At 63.6% G+C, this 15311-nt stretch carries 11 protein-coding genes; 8 read left to right on the plus strand and 3 right to left on the minus strand.

The annotated features are described in order from the left end of the window. From V7787_RS26300 to V7787_RS26335, 8 genes are all read left to right on the plus strand, one after another. A complete protein-coding gene (locus tag V7787_RS26300; RefSeq protein ID WP_010951917.1) occupies positions 1 to 1272 on the plus strand; it encodes a cystathionine gamma-synthase family protein in 1272 nt (423 codons plus the stop codon). 142 nt (positions 1273 to 1414) lie between these two features. After that, a complete protein-coding gene (locus V7787_RS26305) occupies positions 1415 to 2854 on the plus strand; it encodes an amino acid permease (protein WP_064492826.1) in 1440 nt (479 codons plus the stop codon). 45 nt (positions 2855 to 2899) lie between these two features. After that, positions 2900 to 3784, plus strand: coding sequence for a LysR substrate-binding domain-containing protein (locus V7787_RS26310; RefSeq protein ID WP_064492831.1), 885 nt, complete (start codon positions 2900 to 2902; stop codon positions 3782 to 3784). A 24-nt stretch (positions 3785 to 3808) separates the two neighbouring features. Continuing rightward, on the plus strand, positions 3809 to 5197 hold the full coding sequence (locus tag V7787_RS26315) for a threonine synthase (RefSeq protein ID WP_104886704.1): 1389 nt from the start codon (positions 3809 to 3811) through the stop codon (positions 5195 to 5197). Next, complete coding sequence (locus V7787_RS26320) at positions 5194 to 5631, plus strand: Lrp/AsnC family transcriptional regulator (RefSeq protein WP_014589620.1); 438 nt, start codon at positions 5194 to 5196, stop codon at positions 5629 to 5631. Before V7787_RS26315 ends, V7787_RS26320 begins: the two co-directional genes overlap by 4 nt. A gap of 198 nt (positions 5632 to 5829) precedes the next feature. Then, on the plus strand, positions 5830 to 6873 hold the full coding sequence (locus V7787_RS26325) for a homoserine dehydrogenase (protein ID WP_064492828.1): 1044 nt from the start codon (positions 5830 to 5832) through the stop codon (positions 6871 to 6873). A 12-nt stretch (positions 6874 to 6885) separates the two neighbouring features. Further along, entirely contained in the window at positions 6886 to 8304 is a 1419-nt protein-coding gene (locus tag V7787_RS26330; protein WP_336090165.1) for an aldehyde dehydrogenase family protein, read from the plus strand. Positions 8305 to 8320: 16 nt separating this feature from the next. Continuing rightward, positions 8321 to 8668, plus strand: a complete 348-nt coding sequence (locus tag V7787_RS26335) for a RidA family protein (protein WP_029615639.1) — start codon at positions 8321 to 8323, stop codon at positions 8666 to 8668. 28 nt (positions 8669 to 8696) lie between these two features. Here the strand turns inward: V7787_RS26335 and V7787_RS26340 are convergent, their stop codons facing one another. The 3 genes from V7787_RS26340 to V7787_RS26350 form a co-directional block, all read right to left on the minus strand. Beyond that, positions 8697 to 9650, minus strand: a complete 954-nt coding sequence (locus V7787_RS26340; RefSeq protein ID WP_336090168.1) for an arsenic resistance protein — start codon at positions 9648 to 9650, stop codon at positions 8697 to 8699. Between the two features lie 248 nt (positions 9651 to 9898). Then, entirely contained in the window at positions 9899 to 11152 is a 1254-nt protein-coding gene (gene glyA, locus V7787_RS26345; protein ID WP_003247505.1) for a serine hydroxymethyltransferase, read from the minus strand. 249 nt (positions 11153 to 11401) lie between these two features. Then, complete coding sequence (locus V7787_RS26350; RefSeq protein WP_336090170.1) at positions 11402 to 15232, minus strand: sensor domain-containing protein; 3831 nt, start codon at positions 15230 to 15232, stop codon at positions 11402 to 11404. Positions 15233 to 15311 lie beyond the last annotated feature (79 nt).

Here is a 15311-nt window from a genome sequence, read left to right on the forward strand (position 1 = left end):
ATGAACAACAACGAAAAATTCGAGGGCAATGCTGCGGCCGGTGTGGGGACGCGGGTCGTGTGGAGCGGGGAACAGGTACAGCACCCGTACAACGCCACGCAGACCCCGATCGTGGTCAGCGCCGCTTATGGCTATAACGATATCGATGCCTGGTACGACGTGGCGCAGGGCAAGCAGCCGGGCTTCATCTACAGCCGCATGAGCAACCCCACGGTCGCCACGCTGGAAGCAAAACTGGCCGAACTGGAGCAAGCCGAGTCGGCAGTCGCGTTCAGCAGCGGCATGGCGGCCATCAGTGCCGTGCTGCACACCTTCCTGTCCAACGGCAAACGCGTGGTGTCGACCCGCGACAGCTATGGCGGCACCAACAAGATCTTCGAAGAGTTCCTGCCGCGCATGGGCGTGCAAGTGTGCCTGTGCGATACCCTGGACACTGAAGCGCTGGAGCGCGAGATTGCCGCCGGTTGCGACCTGCTGTACCTGGAAACGCCCACCAACCCGACACTGAAGGTGCTGGACATTCGTCGGCTGAGCGCCGCTGCGCACAAGGTGGGGGCGCTGGTGGTGGCCGACAACACCTTTGCCACGCCACTGAACCAGAACCCGCTGGCGCTGGGCGTGGATGTGGTGGTGCACAGCGCAACCAAGTTTCTGTCCGGGCATGGTGACGTGCTGGGTGGCGTGGTGTGCGGCGCGGAGGCGTTGATGGCCCAGGTGCGGCACTACCGGGAAATCAACGGTGCGGCGCTGGACCCGTTCTCGGCCTACCTGATCATCCGCGGTATCAAGACCCTGGCAGTGCGCCTGCGCCAGCAGCAAGCCAGTGCCATGGCGTTGGCCCATTACCTGAGCACCGAGCCGCTGGTTGAAGCGGTGAACTACCCAGGTTTGCCGGCGCATGCCGGGCATGCCATTGCCAAGGCGCAAATGCGCGGGTTTGGCGCCATCGTCAGCTTCGTGCTGAAGGGCGGCATGCCGACCGTGGCCCGTTTGCTGCCGCGGCTGAAGTATGCCCACCGGGCCGGCAACCTCGGCGCGGTAGAGACCATCTATGGCCCGGCGCGCACCACCAGCCATGTCGAGAACACTTTGGAAGAGCGCCTGGCGCTGGGCATTTCCGAAGGGCTGGTGCGCATTTCAGTGGGCATCGAGGAAACCGATGACCTGCTGGCGGACCTGGCACAGGCCTGTGCATCGGTGCGTGAGGAACTGGCCGTCGCAAAGGAATTGCACGCTGACGCAGACGCCTGCCAGAGCCCGGTGCAGGCCTGAGGCTGGCGCGTAGCACCCACCCGTGTGGTGGGTGCCACTTCATGAAGTCGAACAAAAACAATATGCAAGGCAACTCGATTCGCTCTGCCAAGACGAGGTCGTTGCTACGTCCTTGCCCGCCAACTTTCATGAGTAACCCACAATGTCCGTGCAGACAACCACAACTAGAAATGCCTCGGCGCATACCTTCAAGCAGGATATGCAAACCCGCCACATCGTCATGCTGGCGCTGGGCGGAGTGATAGGCACCGGCCTGTTTCTCACGTCGGGCTACACCGTTAACCAGGCCGGCCCGTTGGGCGCGGTCATCGCCTACATACTTGGCGCAATCATGGTGTACCTGGTCATGATGTGCCTGGGTGAGCTGGCGGTACACATGCCGGAAGTCGGCTCGTTCAGCAGTTACGCCACGCGTTACCTCGGCCCTGGCACCGGTTACATGGTGGCCTGGATGTACTGGCTGACCTGGACGGTGGCCATCGGCTCCGAATTCACCGCCGCGGGCATCCTGATGGTGCGCTGGTTCCCCGACACGCCGGTATGGATGTGGAGTGCGCTGTTCGGCGCTGCGGTGTTCATCAGCAATATCATTTCGGTGCGATCGTTCGCCGAAACCGAATTCTGGTTGTCACTGGTCAAGGTGTTGGCCGTCATCGCCTTTCTGGTGGTGGGCGGCGGGGCCATTCTGGGTGGCTTCGAGATCCAGCAGGCGCACAGTGCAGGGCTGGGCAATTTCACCCGTGAAGGGTTGTTCCCCACCGGTTTCTGGTCCATTGCAATGACCCTGCTGGCAGTGGCCTTCGCGTTCTCGGGTACCGAGCTGATCGGCATCGCTGCCGGCGAAACCAAAGACCCGGAAAAGAACGTGCCCAAGGCCATTCGCACCACGGTCCTGCGCCTGGCGCTGTTCTTCATCGGCACCATCTTTGTAGTGGCCACCTTGCTGCCGCGTGAACAGGCCGGGGTTATTGAAAGCCCGTTCGTGATGGTCTTTGCGATGATTGGTATCCCGTATGCGGCCGATATCATGAACTTCGTCATCATCACCGCGCTGCTGTCTGCCGCCAACTCCGGCCTCTACGCCGCTTCGCGCATGCTCTGGACCCTTAGCGACCAAGGCAACATGCCCCGCCGTTACGCCACGCTGTCGCGCCGCGGCACACCCTTCAATGCGATCGTGCTGAGCATGGCTGGCGGCATGGCTTCGCTGTTGAGCAGTGTGTTTGCCCCCGACACCATCTACCTGGCGCTGGTGTCGATTTCAGGGTTGGCCGTGGTGGTGGTGTGGATCAGCATCGCGGCCAGCCAGATCGCATTCCGCCGTCATTACATCGCCAGCGGCGGCAAGCTCGAGGACCTCAAGTTCCGGGTGCGTGGCTACCCCTTCGTACCACTGGGGGCCATTTTCTGCTGCGTACTGGCCTGCGTCGGCATTGCCTTCGACCCAGCTCAGCGGGTTGCCCTGTACTTCGGCTTGCCCTTCATTGCCTGGTGCTACCTGGCCTATTGGCTGACGTGCAAGTACCGCAGCCGCCGTACGGGCCCGGTGGAAATTGTCGCCCCAGGTTCCGAGGCCGCCTGAGCAGGTGATACTAGGCCACCGGAACCTAGCCACGAGATGCCGCCGATGACTCAGAAAACCCTCCCCCCCCTGAACTGGCTGAGAGCCTTCGAAGTGTCGGCGCGTTACTTGAACTTCACCCATGCGGCAGAAGAGCTGCACCTTACCCAAGGGGCCGTGAGCCAGCAGATTCGTCACCTGGAAAGCCAATTGGGTGTGGCGCTGTTCAAGCGCCTGCCGCGCGGCCTGGGGCTGACCGAAGAAGGGCAGTCCTACCTGCCGGTGGTGCAGGACGCCATCAGCCGCCTTGCGGTAGGCACCAATGAAATCTTCGGGCAACGCCAGCGTCGGCCCCTGAAGGTACGGGGCAGCCTGTCGTTCCTGCACTTCTGGCTGGCCCCCCGGCTGGCCGACTTCCGGCGTTCGCACCCGCAGGTGGACATCCGCTACATCAGCAACCTGTGGGTCAAGGAGCTGGATGCCGAAGATGATCTGGAAATCCGCTGGGGCAGCGGGCAGTGGGCTGGCGTAGAGGCGCAGCGCCTGACCCGCGACGTGCTGGTGCCGGTGTGCGCACCCGCGCTGCTGGCCGGTTGCCCGCTGCGCGACCCGCGCGACCTGGCCCGTGTGCCGTTGCTGCATGTGCTGGGTTACGAGGAGGGGTGGGGCTACTGGCTGGAGCGGGTCGGTGCCGATCAGGTCGATTCTTCCAGCGGCCTGCAGTTCGACACGCTGGTGTCGACCCTGCGCATGGCGGAGCTGGGGCTGGGGGTGGCGCTGGCACGCTCGTCGCTGGTAGAGGAGCTGCTGCAGGAGGGGCGGCTGGTCGCTCCCTTTGCCCAGCGTATCGAGGCAAGCGAGTCGTTTTTCCTGGTACGCGGCCTGGGTGAAGCGTTGTCCCCCGATGCCCAGGCGTTCAGCCATTGGCTGGTGGCCATGGCGCATCGTTAATTTACGTAGCTATCTGGAGCACCGATGCAGTACACATCCACGCGCGGCAACGAGACACGGGTCGATTTCCGCACGGCATTGCTTTCTGGCCTGGCCGATGATGGCGGGCTTTATGTGCCCACCTCGGTGCCGGTGTTCAGCCCACAGGAAATTGCCAGCTGGTCGTGGTTGCCCTTCGACGAACTGGCCTGGCGGGTAATGGCACCGTTTGTCGGCGATACCCTCGACGAGCCTACGCTCAGGGCGCTGGTCAGCGACAGCTATCGCGGGTTCCGCCACCGCGGCATTGCGCCGTTGCAGCAGCTTGGCCATAACGAATGGATCCTGCAGCTTTTCCATGGGCCTACCCGGTCCTCCAAGGACTTTGCCGCGCAGTTGCAGGCGCGCTTTGTCCGGCACTTTCTGGGGGCGGAGTGCGAGCGGGTCATGCTGGTCGGTGCCAGCAACGGCGATACCGCAGTAGCGGCTATCGAGGCGCTGCGGCATTGCCCTGCAGCAGGCTTGCTGGCGCTATACCCCAGCGCAGGCACGCCCGCCGACCGCGCGGCAGTGATGCGCAGCGCCGCGTCCGACAGCGTGAGCTGCGTGGCCGTGGATGGCAGCTTTGACGATTGCCAGTCGCTGGTGTCGGCGCTGCTGCGTGACTGGCCATGCCCCGGGCTGATTCCGGTCAGCTTCAACTCCACCAACTGGGTCGGTGTGCTGGCGCAGATCGTGTTCTATTTCCATGCGGCGCTGCAGCTCGGTGGCGGCATACGCCCGGTCGGGTTCAGCATCCCCACGGCCAGTTTTGCCGAGATCTACGCGGGGTTCATTGCCCAGAAAATGGGCCTGCCGATCAACCAGATCATCGTCTCCACCAACCGCAACGATGCCTTGCACCGGTTCATCCACTGCAACCGCTACAGCCGTGGCTCAACCAGCCAGACCTTGTCACCGGTCATGGACTTTTCGCTGTTCTCCAACCTGGAGCGCTTTGTCTGGGAACTGTATGACCGCGATGGCGGGGCGACCCGGGCACTGATGGAGCACTTCGAGGCGTGCGGCGAGCTGAGCATCGGCAACCGCCAGTGGTTGCATGCGCGCATGCTGTTCGACTCCTATGCCGTGGACGACGCGCTGATTCGCGAAGAAATTGTCACGCTGTTCCACGAAACGGGCAGCGCAGTAGACCCTCATGCCGCGACAGGGGTATTCGCCGGGCGCCTGCACCGGCGCAACATCGGTGCGCCCATTGTCACGCTGGGGCAGTTTGCCCCCGAAAAGTCTGCCGAGCTGCTGGCGGAGCTGGGGGCCTGGCACGGTGAGGTGCCCGCCGGCGCGGTCGGCACAGCGGGCGATGGGCCGCTGTTGGCAGCTGACGACCTGGCCGGTGTTCATGCCTTGTTGACTCGGTTGCAGGCTGGGCGATGAAGCGCATCCTCGACCCCCTGGACGAGCGCATTCTCGCCGAGCTCACCGCCAATGCGCGTATCGCCCACGCCGAATTGGGGTTGAAGGTGAACCTGTCGCGCAATGCGGTACGCCAGCGCATCGAGCGCCTGGAGCGCGACGGCGCCATTCAGGGCTACACCCTGCGCATCGGTGAGGGCAGACGGCCGGCGTCGTTGATCAACGCGGTGATCTTCGTCTACCGCTATGACCGCATGCGCGGTGACGCGGTACTCGATGCGCTTCGCCAGATCCCTGAGGTGATCCAGTGTGAAGTGCTCAGCGGCGAGTTCGACCTGATGTTGCGCGTCGAGGCCTCCAGCCCGGAGCGGGTGCATCATGTGTGGAAGGAAATCGCTGCCATGCCCGGGGTGGAGAACACGGTGACTTCGTTCGTCCTGGCCGCGGTGGTCTGAACCGCGTCTTTGCATTGGCTAGCACAACGCCGCCTGGGTTCGCGCCCAGGCGGCGTTGTGCGTTTTGCCCTGGCGCAGGTGCGCGCTTTGCACTGGCCAGATTGGCCAATAAATACAGCGGATTGCCATATTCAACTGGCAGTGCACGGCTCTTACGCTAGCCCTCATCGACCCACTGCCTGGACAGGACAGCAAACCATGACCGAATACAAAATTGCACTCGTTGGCTTTGGTGGCGTTAACCGCGCTCTTGCCCAACTGATCGCCGAACGCAATGCGCGCTGGCAGCAAGAGTTGGGCTTTGGCCTGAAAATCGTTGGTGTCACCGACTTGTTCCTGGGGTCGGTGATCGACCGCGACGGCCTGGATGCCGCCATGCTGGCCGCGCTGCCGGCCCAGAAGGGCGCGCTGGCGCAAATCCCTCAAGGTTCGGCTGAGGCGTTCAATGAGGCGGTGATCAAGCAATCAGGCGCCGACATCATCGCCGAGGCCACATTCACCAACCCCAAGGACGGTGAACCGGCGGCAACCTTCTGCCGCTGGGCGCTGGAGGCGGGCAAGCATGTGGTCACCACCAACAAGGGGCCGATTGCCTTGCATGCCCAGGCGCTCAAGGCCTTGGCCAAGGCCAACAATGTGTCGTTCGAATACGAAGGCGCCGTGATGAGCGGCACACCGGTGCTGCGCATGGCGCGCCAGACCCTGGCGGGCGCGGGCCTGGTGGGTTTCGAGGGCATTCTCAACGGGACTTCGAACTATGTGCTCACGCGCATGGAGGAAGGGCTGGGCTTCAACGAGGCGGTGGCCCAGGCACAAGCGCTTGGCTTTGCCGAGGCTGACCCGACCGCCGATGTGGAAGGCCATGACGTACGCCTGAAGGTGGTGATCCTCGCCAATGAGTTGCTCGGCGCCTGCCTGCAGGTGGGTGATGTGGCCTGCAGCGGTATCAGTGCCATTGACAGCGCGGCTATCGAGCGGGCACGGGCGGCGGGCGAGCGCTGGAAGCTGATCGGCAGCGCCCGCCGTGAAGCCGATGGCTCGGTGCGTGCCAGCGTCGAAGCGAAGCTGCTGCCTGGCCATCACCCCTTGGCAGGTATTTCAGGCGCCACCAATGCGCTGGCGTTCGACACCGAGTTGCTGGGAGCTGTAACCGTGTCCGGCCCGGGGGCGGGGCGCATCGAAACGGCTTTTGCCCTGCTGTCGGACATTGTCGCCATTCACGCGGCCGGCCATTCGGCCTGAGGAGCAACGTTCATGAGCCTGACTTCCATATCGCGGGCGCTTGTTCAGCAACCCGCCTTGATCGATGTGTACAACCCCTTCGATGGCAGCCTGGTTGGCAGCGTCGACAACCTCGGCGCAGAAGCGGTGCCTGCCTTGCTCGCCCTTGCCCGTCAGGGTATGCGTGAAAGTGCGGCGCTGCCCCGGCACCGTCGGGCAGCTATTTTGGAACACGCCGCTCAGCTCATTGAACGGGATGCGGCAGACTTTGCCGGCCTGATCGTCGATGAAGCGGGCAAGACCCTGCGCCAGGCCGAAAAAGAGGTCAAACGCTGCATCAACACGCTCAAGCTGTCTGCCGAAGAGGCGCGGCGCAACGCCGGTGAGGTGGTGCCGTTCGATGCCTATGAAGGCTCCGAATCGCGTCAGGGCTGGTTCACCCGCGAGCCGTTGGGGTTGATCCTGGCCATTACCCCGTACAACGACCCGCTCAACCTTGTGGCGCACAAGCTGGGGCCAGCACTTGCAGGGGGCAATGCGGTCATTCTGAAACCTTCGGAACTGGCCCCGCTTTCTGCCCTGAAACTGGTGCAGTACCTGGTGGAGGCAGGGTTGCCGGAGGCCGTCGTCACCGTAGCCACAGGGGGCGCCGAACTGGGCAAGGCGCTGGTGGCTGTGCGTGAGGTGCGCATGGTTTCCTTTACGGGCGGTTTCGCGACGGGCGAACAGATTGCGCACGGGGCTGGCTTGAAAAAGCTTGCCATGGACCTTGGCGGCAATGCCCCGGTGCTGGTGCTCAAGGACTGCGACCTGGAAGCCACTGTCGAGTCGTGTGTGTCGGGCGCGTTCTGGGCGGCCGGGCAGAACTGCATCGGCACCCAGCGCATTCTCGTGGATGCCTCGATCTACGAGGCGTTTCGTGAGCGCTTCGTGGCATTGACCCAGGCGATGGTCTGGGGCGATCCGGGCCGGCGCGAAACCGATATGGGGCCGATGATCACCGAAGCGGCTGCCCGGCAGATCGAAGAACGCGTCAACCAGGCGCTTGAGGGCGGTGCCCGCCTGCTCTGTGGCCACCAGCGTCAGGGGGCGATCTATGCGCCGACAGTGCTCGAAAGCGTGGACCCCGTCAGCCGGCTGTGGCTTGAGGAGGTTTTTGCACCGGTGGTGATGCTGGCGCCCTTCGAGACTGTCGAGCAGGCGATAGCGCTGGCCAATGCCCCAGAGTACAGCTTGCATGCCGGTGTGTTCACCCGCGACCTGTCGCTGGCGTTGAGCCTGGCCCGGCGTATCGAGGCCGGCGGTGTAATGATCAACGACTCTTCCGACTACCGCTTCGATGCCATGCCATTTGGTGGCGCCAAGTATGGGAGTCTTGGGCGTGAGGGGGTGCGGTTTGCCTACGAGGACATGACCCAACCCAAAGTCGTCTGCTTCAACCAGATGGGTTGAGGGGGAGGGTACCTCGATGATCACTCGCTACGGATCAAGCGCGCGGATGTCACTGGCGGTCAGTTACAGGGGCCTGTTCGAAACGGCAGGCATCGTGGCCGACGACCTGCAACAGGATGTGCAGGGGCAGTTGCGTCAGGCGCTGAGCGTGATCGACGGCCTGATGGTGCAGGCCAACGTCGGCAAGGCGCAGCTGACGCGGGTTCAGATGTGGCTGGCCGACTACCGCCACTTCGACCTGGTCAACGAAGTGTACGACGCCTGGTTGCAAGGCTGTGCAAAACCGGTGCGGGCCTGCGTGGGTGCCGACCTGGGGGCTGGCTACCTGGTAGAGGTGCAGGTATTCGCCGTGTGCCCCGAATAGTCCTTTTCTCTATGACGAGTACCACGGGTCAACGCACAAACCGTGGTACCGCCCGTACATAGATCAGTTCGCTCACCAGCTCTACCAGGGTTTGCGTGATCACGGCTGCTGCCGCCAACCCGCGCATCTCTTCTGGCAATGCCAGCGCCAGCGGCAGCACCACCAGCGAGTTGCGCGTGGCTGCACTGAAGGTTACCGAGCGTGCCTCGCTGGCCGGCAGGTGCAGCAGGCGCGCACAGATGAAGCCGAGCACCGGCGCCAGCAGCATGAAGCCGATGTATACCGGAACCACCGGCAGCAAACGGTCGAAATCACGCAGTACCACGGCAATCTGCGAAGCGATCACCACCATCAGCACCAAGGCCATCGCCGGCACCGGCAACCACGCCCAGGCGTCGTTCCAGGTCGCGATTGCGCGCGAGCGCCGGGCACCGGCGCTGGTGAGCACCGCGAGGGCCATCGGCAACACGATCAACAGCACGAAGGCTTCCACGAACGGGGTGATGGAGATTGCCACCTGGCTGCTGCCACCCAGCATCAGGGCCAGGTACATCGGCAGCAGCACCAGTTGCGCCAGCAATAACACGGGGGTTGCGGCCAGGGTCAGGCGTGAGTCGCCTTTGCCAATGTGGGTGAACACCACCACGTAGTCGATGCAGGGCGTGAGCAGCACCAGCAAGGCTCCGACGAGGATCGCCGGGTGTTCCACCAGCCCGCGGGTGATGGCCCAGACAAGCAGCGGAACGAGAATGAAATTGGCCAGTAGCAGGGCCGTGATGAAGCGGCGGTTACCCAGGCCCTGGCGCAGGTCGAGGAAGGGTATTTGCAGGAACATCGCGTACATCAGCACGGCGATGGCGGGGGTGATCAGGGCTTCAAGCTGGCGCGCAGTGTCGCTGGCCAGCAGGCCGAAAACGATCGCGGCCAGTACGGCGGCGAAGTAGATGGGGATCTGCCGGGTTTCGAGTTGTTCTCTGGTCAAGGTGTGGCCTGTGGTTGGTGGTGTCAAACAGGGTAATACGTGATGGCACGTGGCTGCTCGAAATCATTCCCTGTGGGAGCGGGCGTGCCCGCGAACACCGGCGCAGCCGGTGCCATCCACCGCGTAGCCTTCTTCGCGGGCACGCCCGCTCCCACAGGATGTGTATCAGGCCTGCGAACGTGTTTCATGGTCCGTTCACGAAAAAGCCCGGCACTGGGCCGGGCTTTTTCACTTCAGGCAAGCGCCAATCAGTTGCCGTAAACCGGCAGCTTCTTGCAGATGGCCTTGACCTTCTCACGGACGGCGTCGATCACCGCTTCGTTGTTCAGGTCGGCCAGGATGTCGCAGATCCAGCCGGCCAGTTCCTTGCACTCGGCTTCCTTGAAACCACGGGTGGTAACGGCTGGGGTGCCGAAACGCAGGCCCGAGGTGACGAACGGCGAACGCGGGTCGTTCGGTACCGAGTTCTTGTTGACGGTGATGAAGGCTTTGCCCAGGGCGGCGTCAGCATCCTTACCGGAGATTTCCTGCTTGATCAGCGACAGCAGGAACAGGTGGTTCTGGGTGCCACCGGAAACCACGTCGAAACCGCGCTCGATGAACACGCTGGCCATGGCCTGGGCGTTCTTCACGACTTGCTGCTGGTAAGCCTTGAACTCTGGCTGCAGGGCTTCCTTGAAGCAGATGGCCTTGGCCGCGATGACGTGCTCCAGCGGGCCGCCCTGGGCGCCCGGGAAGACGGCGGAGTTCAGCTTCTTCTCGATGTCGGCGTTGGCACGGGCCAGGATCAGGCCGCCGCGCGGGCCGCGCAGGGTCTTGTGGGTGGTGGTGGTGACCACGTCGGCGAACGGAACAGGGTTCGGGTACACGCCAGCGGCAACCAGGCCGGCAACGTGGGCCATGTCGACGAACAGGTAGGCACCGACCTTGTCGGCGATGGCGCGGAAGCGGGCGAAGTCCAGAACCTGCGAGTAGGCCGAGAAGCCGGCAACGATCATCTTGGGCTTGTGCTCGACAGCCAGGCGCTCGACTTCGTCGTAGTCGATCAGGCCATTGCCGTCGATGCCGTACTGAATGGCGTTGTACAGCTTGCCCGAGGAGCTTACCGAAGCACCGTGGGTCAGGTGGCCACCGTGGGCCAGGCTCATGCCCAGGATGGTGTCACCGGCAGACAGCAGGGCCAGGTAGACGGCAGCGTTGGCCTGGGAGCCAGCGTGCGGCTGTACGTTGGCGTAGTCGGCGCCGAACAGCTCCTTGGCACGGTCGATGGCCAGTTGCTCGACGACGTCGACGTACTCGCAACCGCCGTAGTAGCGCTTGCCTGGGTAGCCTTCGGCGTACTTGTTGGTCAGGACCGAGCCCTGGGCTTCCATGACTGCCGGGCTGGTGTAGTTTTCCGAAGCGATCAGCTCGATATGCTCTTCCTGGCGCAGAGCTTCTTGCTGCATGGCTTCGAAGAGCTCGGCGTCGTACTTGGCAATGGTCAAATCACGGCTGAACATGGCGGTCCTCAAGGATCGGGGTAATTTGGGTGTGCATTCTAACCGATTGATTCGCGGCTGGCATATGAAGTGGCGTCAAGTCGCAGACCAATGGGCTTCATCTTGCATCCCGCGCCGTTTCTGGGCTGGGCGGGGGCGGGAGTTGACCTGGAAGTCCGCTTTTTTATGCAGGAATGCGGCGCGGTGGATGGCACCGGCTTGGCCGGTGTTCGCGGGTAAACCCGCTCCTACGGGGACCTTGTGTGCGGGTCAATGGAACATGAACAAGGTCTCGTTGGAGAATTGCGCCTCGAACTGATGCGCCGGCATCGGCCGCCCGAACAGATAGCCCTGCACCTCGTCGCAACCATGCTCGCGCAGAAACTCCAGCTGTTCGTGGGTTTCCACGCCCTCGGCGATGACTGCCAGGTTGAGGCTGTGGGCCATGGCGATGATCGCCCGGGCAATCTGCGCGTCCTGCTCGCCTTCGGGCAGGCCGTCGACGAAGGTCCGGTCGATCTTCAGGACGTCGATGGGGAACTGCTTGAGGTAGTTGAGCGACGAGTAGCCGGTGCCGAAGTCGTCTACCGCAATGCTCAGGCCGAGGTTCTTCAGGCTGGCAAGAATCTGCAGCGCCTCGTTCACCTCGCGCATCAGGATGCTTTCGGTCAACTCCAGTTCCAGGCATGCCGGCGGCAGGCCGCTTTCTTCCAGGATGTTGGCAATCCGTGTGCCCAGCTGGCCGTCGGAGAACTGCCGCGCCGAAATATTCACCGACACTTTCGGCACCCGCACCTTGGCCTTGTGCCAGGCCTTGAGCTGGCGGCTGGCCTCGCGCAGCACCCAGTCGCCCACGTCCACCACCAGGCCCAGTTCCTCGATCACCGGGATGAAGTCGCCCGGCGGCACCAGGCCTCGGGTCGGGTGACGCCAGCGCAGCAGTGCCTCGGCGCCGGTCAGGCGCTTGCCGTCGCCGCTGAACTGCGGCTGGTAATAGAGGATGAATTCGTTCTGCTCCATGGCATGGCGCAGGTCGCTTTCCAGCTCCAGGCGCTCCAGGGCGCTGGCGTTCATTTCGGCCTGGTAGAACTGGAAGTTGTTCTTGCCGCGCTCCTTGGCGTGGTACATGGCGGTGTCGGCGTTCTTCATCAGCTGGCTCAGCTCACTGCCATCCTGCGGGCTGAGGGCGATGCCGATGCTGGCGGTAACGAAGAACTCGCGGTTTTCCAGCACGAACGGCCGCACCAGGCTGCCGAGGATGTTCTCGGCCACGTGGATGGCGCGGTTCAGGGCCATTTCGCGGGTGGGGCGCGGTTGCAGCAACAGGGTGAACTCGTCGCCGCCCATGCGTGCCACCGTGTCGTCGTCGTCCACGCAGGCCAGCAGGCGCAGGGCCATGTCCTTGAGCATGCGGTCGCCGGCCGCATGGCCGAGGGAGTCGTTGATCGGTTTGAAGCGGTCGAGGTCGAGGAACATCAGCACCACCCAGGCCTTCTGCCGCTCGGCCTGCTGCAGGGCGTTGTACAAACGGTCCTGGAACAGTGTGCGGTTGGGCAGGTGGGTAAGGGCGTCGTAGTAGGCCAGGCGGTGGATGCGCTGTTCGCTGGCCTTGCGTTCGCTGATGTCGGTGAAGAAGCACACGTAGCTGGCCAGGTCGCCTTCGTCGTCCAGTACCGCGGTGATGCCGACCCAGGCCGGGTAATGGTCGCCGTCACGGCGCTTGAGCCACACTTCACCTTCCCAGCTGCCGCGCTGGTGCAGTTGCTTGACCACATAGCGCAGGTGGCCTTCCTGCTGTTCGTCGACAGTGAGCATGCCCGGCAGTTGGTCGAGCACTTCACTGACGGCGTAACCGCTGACGCGGCTGAACGCCTCGTTGGCCTGAACGATATAGCCGGCCGGGTCGGTGATGAGGATCGCCGACGTGGAATGTTCGAATACGGTCGCGGCCATGCGCAGGTCTTTTTCGGCACGGCGTTGCTGGCTGATGTCGCGGCCCACCCCGAGTACGCCTTCGAAGCGCTGGTCATCGTCCCACACCAGCACCAGGCGCAGCTCGATCGGGATCTTGCGGCCATCAGCACGCAGGCAGTCGAACAGGAACAGTTGGGTGGGTAACTGGCTGCACAGTTGCGCCATCTGCGCCGGATCGCCCATGGCCTTGCTGACACGCTCCATCAGGCTGTAGATGCCGGTGAGCTGAGCCGGGTTGGCGACGATCGACTGCCAGCCGTTGGCGAAGATCCAGTCGGCCTGGTAGCCCAGCACGCTCTGTACCGAGGGGCTGACATAATTGAGCTTGAGCTGGTTGTCGGTGGAAAAGATCACGTCGCTGATGCTTTCGGCGAGCATGCGGTAGCGTTGCTCGCTGTCACGAAGCGACTGGCTGGCCTCGATCTGAACGGTCACATCCTTGCCCACACCGATGATGCGCGTCACCAGGCCTTCGGCGTTGCGGGTCAGCACCTGCTCGCGGATGTCGTAGCAGCGCCAGCTTCCGTCGCGGTGGCGGAAGCGCAGCTGGCAGTGCAGCGGTTGGTCATGACAGTTGTCGCGCTGTTGGCGGCGCAGTGCCTGGTAGTGTGCGGCGTCCTCGGGGTGCAGCAGCAGCTCCCAGAAGCGGTCGCCCATCTGAGCCAGCTCGGTGCGGTCGTAGCCCAGGGTCTGGCCGAGGTGGCGGTTGCTGAAGATCATCCGCTGGCTCGGCACATCCTGCACATACAACTGGTCGGGTACGGTGCGTACCACGTCCGACCAGAAGCTTTCGCGTTCCAGTAGCGACAGCTCCACCTGTTTGCGGCTGGTGATATCGCTGATGCTGAGGATCACCGCCTGATAATCACGGCGCTGCAGCGGCAGGCGCGCCATCAGCCACAGGTGCAGTTCGGTGCCCTGCGGTGTCGGCAGACGCACTTCCAGCTCCAGCAACGGGCGTTGTTCGATCAGTGCGTCGATCAGTTGCATGCCGACGCTGTCTCGGCTGTCGCCAGTACCATCGATCAGCCGCTGCCAGGCACCTTCGTGGCAGTCGATGTTCAGCAGCTGGCGCGCCACTTGGTTGACCTCGGTGATCTTCAGCTCCAGCAGCAGCGAGCGGCGCAGGTTCGGGTCCAGCGCCAGGCTGTGCTTGAGTGCGGCCCGGTTACGCAGGTGGTAGCGGTCGAGCTGGCCGGGCAGGCTGGACAGGTCGAGCACGCACAGGGCAACGCCGGTGCCTTCAAAAATTTCCTGATAACGCCGGCGGTCTTCCTGCAGCGCCCGCTGGCGGCGACGCATGTTGATCAGCGCCAGCACTGGCAGCAGGGCGCAGAACAGCACCAGCAGGCACTTGCCGAGCAGCGCCGGCAATAATTTTTGCTGGGCCAGTTTGGCGTCGAACAGACCGCGTAGCTGCCAGGTGCTGTTTTCGATAAAGGCCAGCATCACGCTTTGCAGCGGCTCGTCGCTGGTGTCGGTTGCGGCATGGCGCTGCAGCACCTCGCCGCTGCGGCTGTTTTCCAGCAGCCACTGCGGGTGGCCACTGCCCTCGAGGTGGAGGGTGAGCTCGCGGTAATAGTCCGGTGACAGGCGCAGTAACCAGTAGCCGCTACCCTGTGCGGTATCCTGGCGCAGCAACAGGTACAGGAGGTGGTTGTCGGCCGAATTGGTGAAGAAGTACGGGCGACCCTGGCTCAGTACGAGCAACTCGTCAAGCGACTGGCGGTCGGGGCTGCCGGCCTGGCTGTCGGCGCGTAGCTGCCCGACGTTGTCCAGCCAGGCCACGCTCTGCAGGGCGGGAAGGCGCTCGCGCAGGGTACCGAGCAGGCTGGGCAGGGCGGCAGGTGTCGGTGCATCAGGGTAGGGTTGCACCACGTTCACGGCCTGTTGCGCCTTGAGCGCCATGTTCAGGCTCAGGTGGTCGGCCAGTTCCGCGGAGGCGTCCAGGCTCTGTTTGCGCAATTCGGCCTGGGTATGATTGAACTGGGCGAACAGCTGCCACAGCAGCAGGCCCAGCAGGATCAGGGCCAGCAGCGCCAGCGCACCCTTGATCGACCCGCGCAGGAGAGTCGCGGGTGCTTGTGGGGCGGAACGCAATGACGACGGATGAGTAAGGTTGGTCAAGCGTTGATCCTGCGATTGGGCTGGCGATGGCAGGGAATGATCGTGCACGGTGCGTGCCGGCGCCCGGCTTGCGCACCGC

The sequence above is a fragment of the Pseudomonas sp. CGJS7 genome (assembly GCF_036961695.1).

What these genes read in the sequence shown, in the direction of transcription:
- V7787_RS26305 (WP_064492826.1), top strand. Translation starts at nt 1,415, where the DNA reads ATGTCCGTGCAGACAACCACAACTAGAAATGCCTCGGCGCATACCTTC.
- V7787_RS26320 (WP_014589620.1), top strand. Translation starts at nt 5,194, where the DNA reads ATGAAGCGCATCCTCGACCCCCTGGACGAGCGCATTCTCGCCGAGCTC.
- V7787_RS26325 (WP_064492828.1), top strand. Translation starts at nt 5,830, where the DNA reads ATGACCGAATACAAAATTGCACTCGTTGGCTTTGGTGGCGTTAACCGC.
- V7787_RS26330 (WP_336090165.1), top strand. Translation starts at nt 6,886, where the DNA reads ATGAGCCTGACTTCCATATCGCGGGCGCTTGTTCAGCAACCCGCCTTG.
- V7787_RS26300 (WP_010951917.1), top strand. Translation starts at nt 1, where the DNA reads ATGAACAACAACGAAAAATTCGAGGGCAATGCTGCGGCCGGTGTGGGG.
- V7787_RS26315 (WP_104886704.1), top strand. Translation starts at nt 3,809, where the DNA reads ATGCAGTACACATCCACGCGCGGCAACGAGACACGGGTCGATTTCCGC.
- V7787_RS26310 (WP_064492831.1), top strand. Translation starts at nt 2,900, where the DNA reads ATGACTCAGAAAACCCTCCCCCCCCTGAACTGGCTGAGAGCCTTCGAA.
- V7787_RS26335 (WP_029615639.1), top strand. Translation starts at nt 8,321, where the DNA reads ATGATCACTCGCTACGGATCAAGCGCGCGGATGTCACTGGCGGTCAGT.
- glyA (WP_003247505.1), bottom strand. Translation starts at nt 11,152, where the DNA reads ATGTTCAGCCGTGATTTGACCATTGCCAAGTACGACGCCGAGCTCTTC.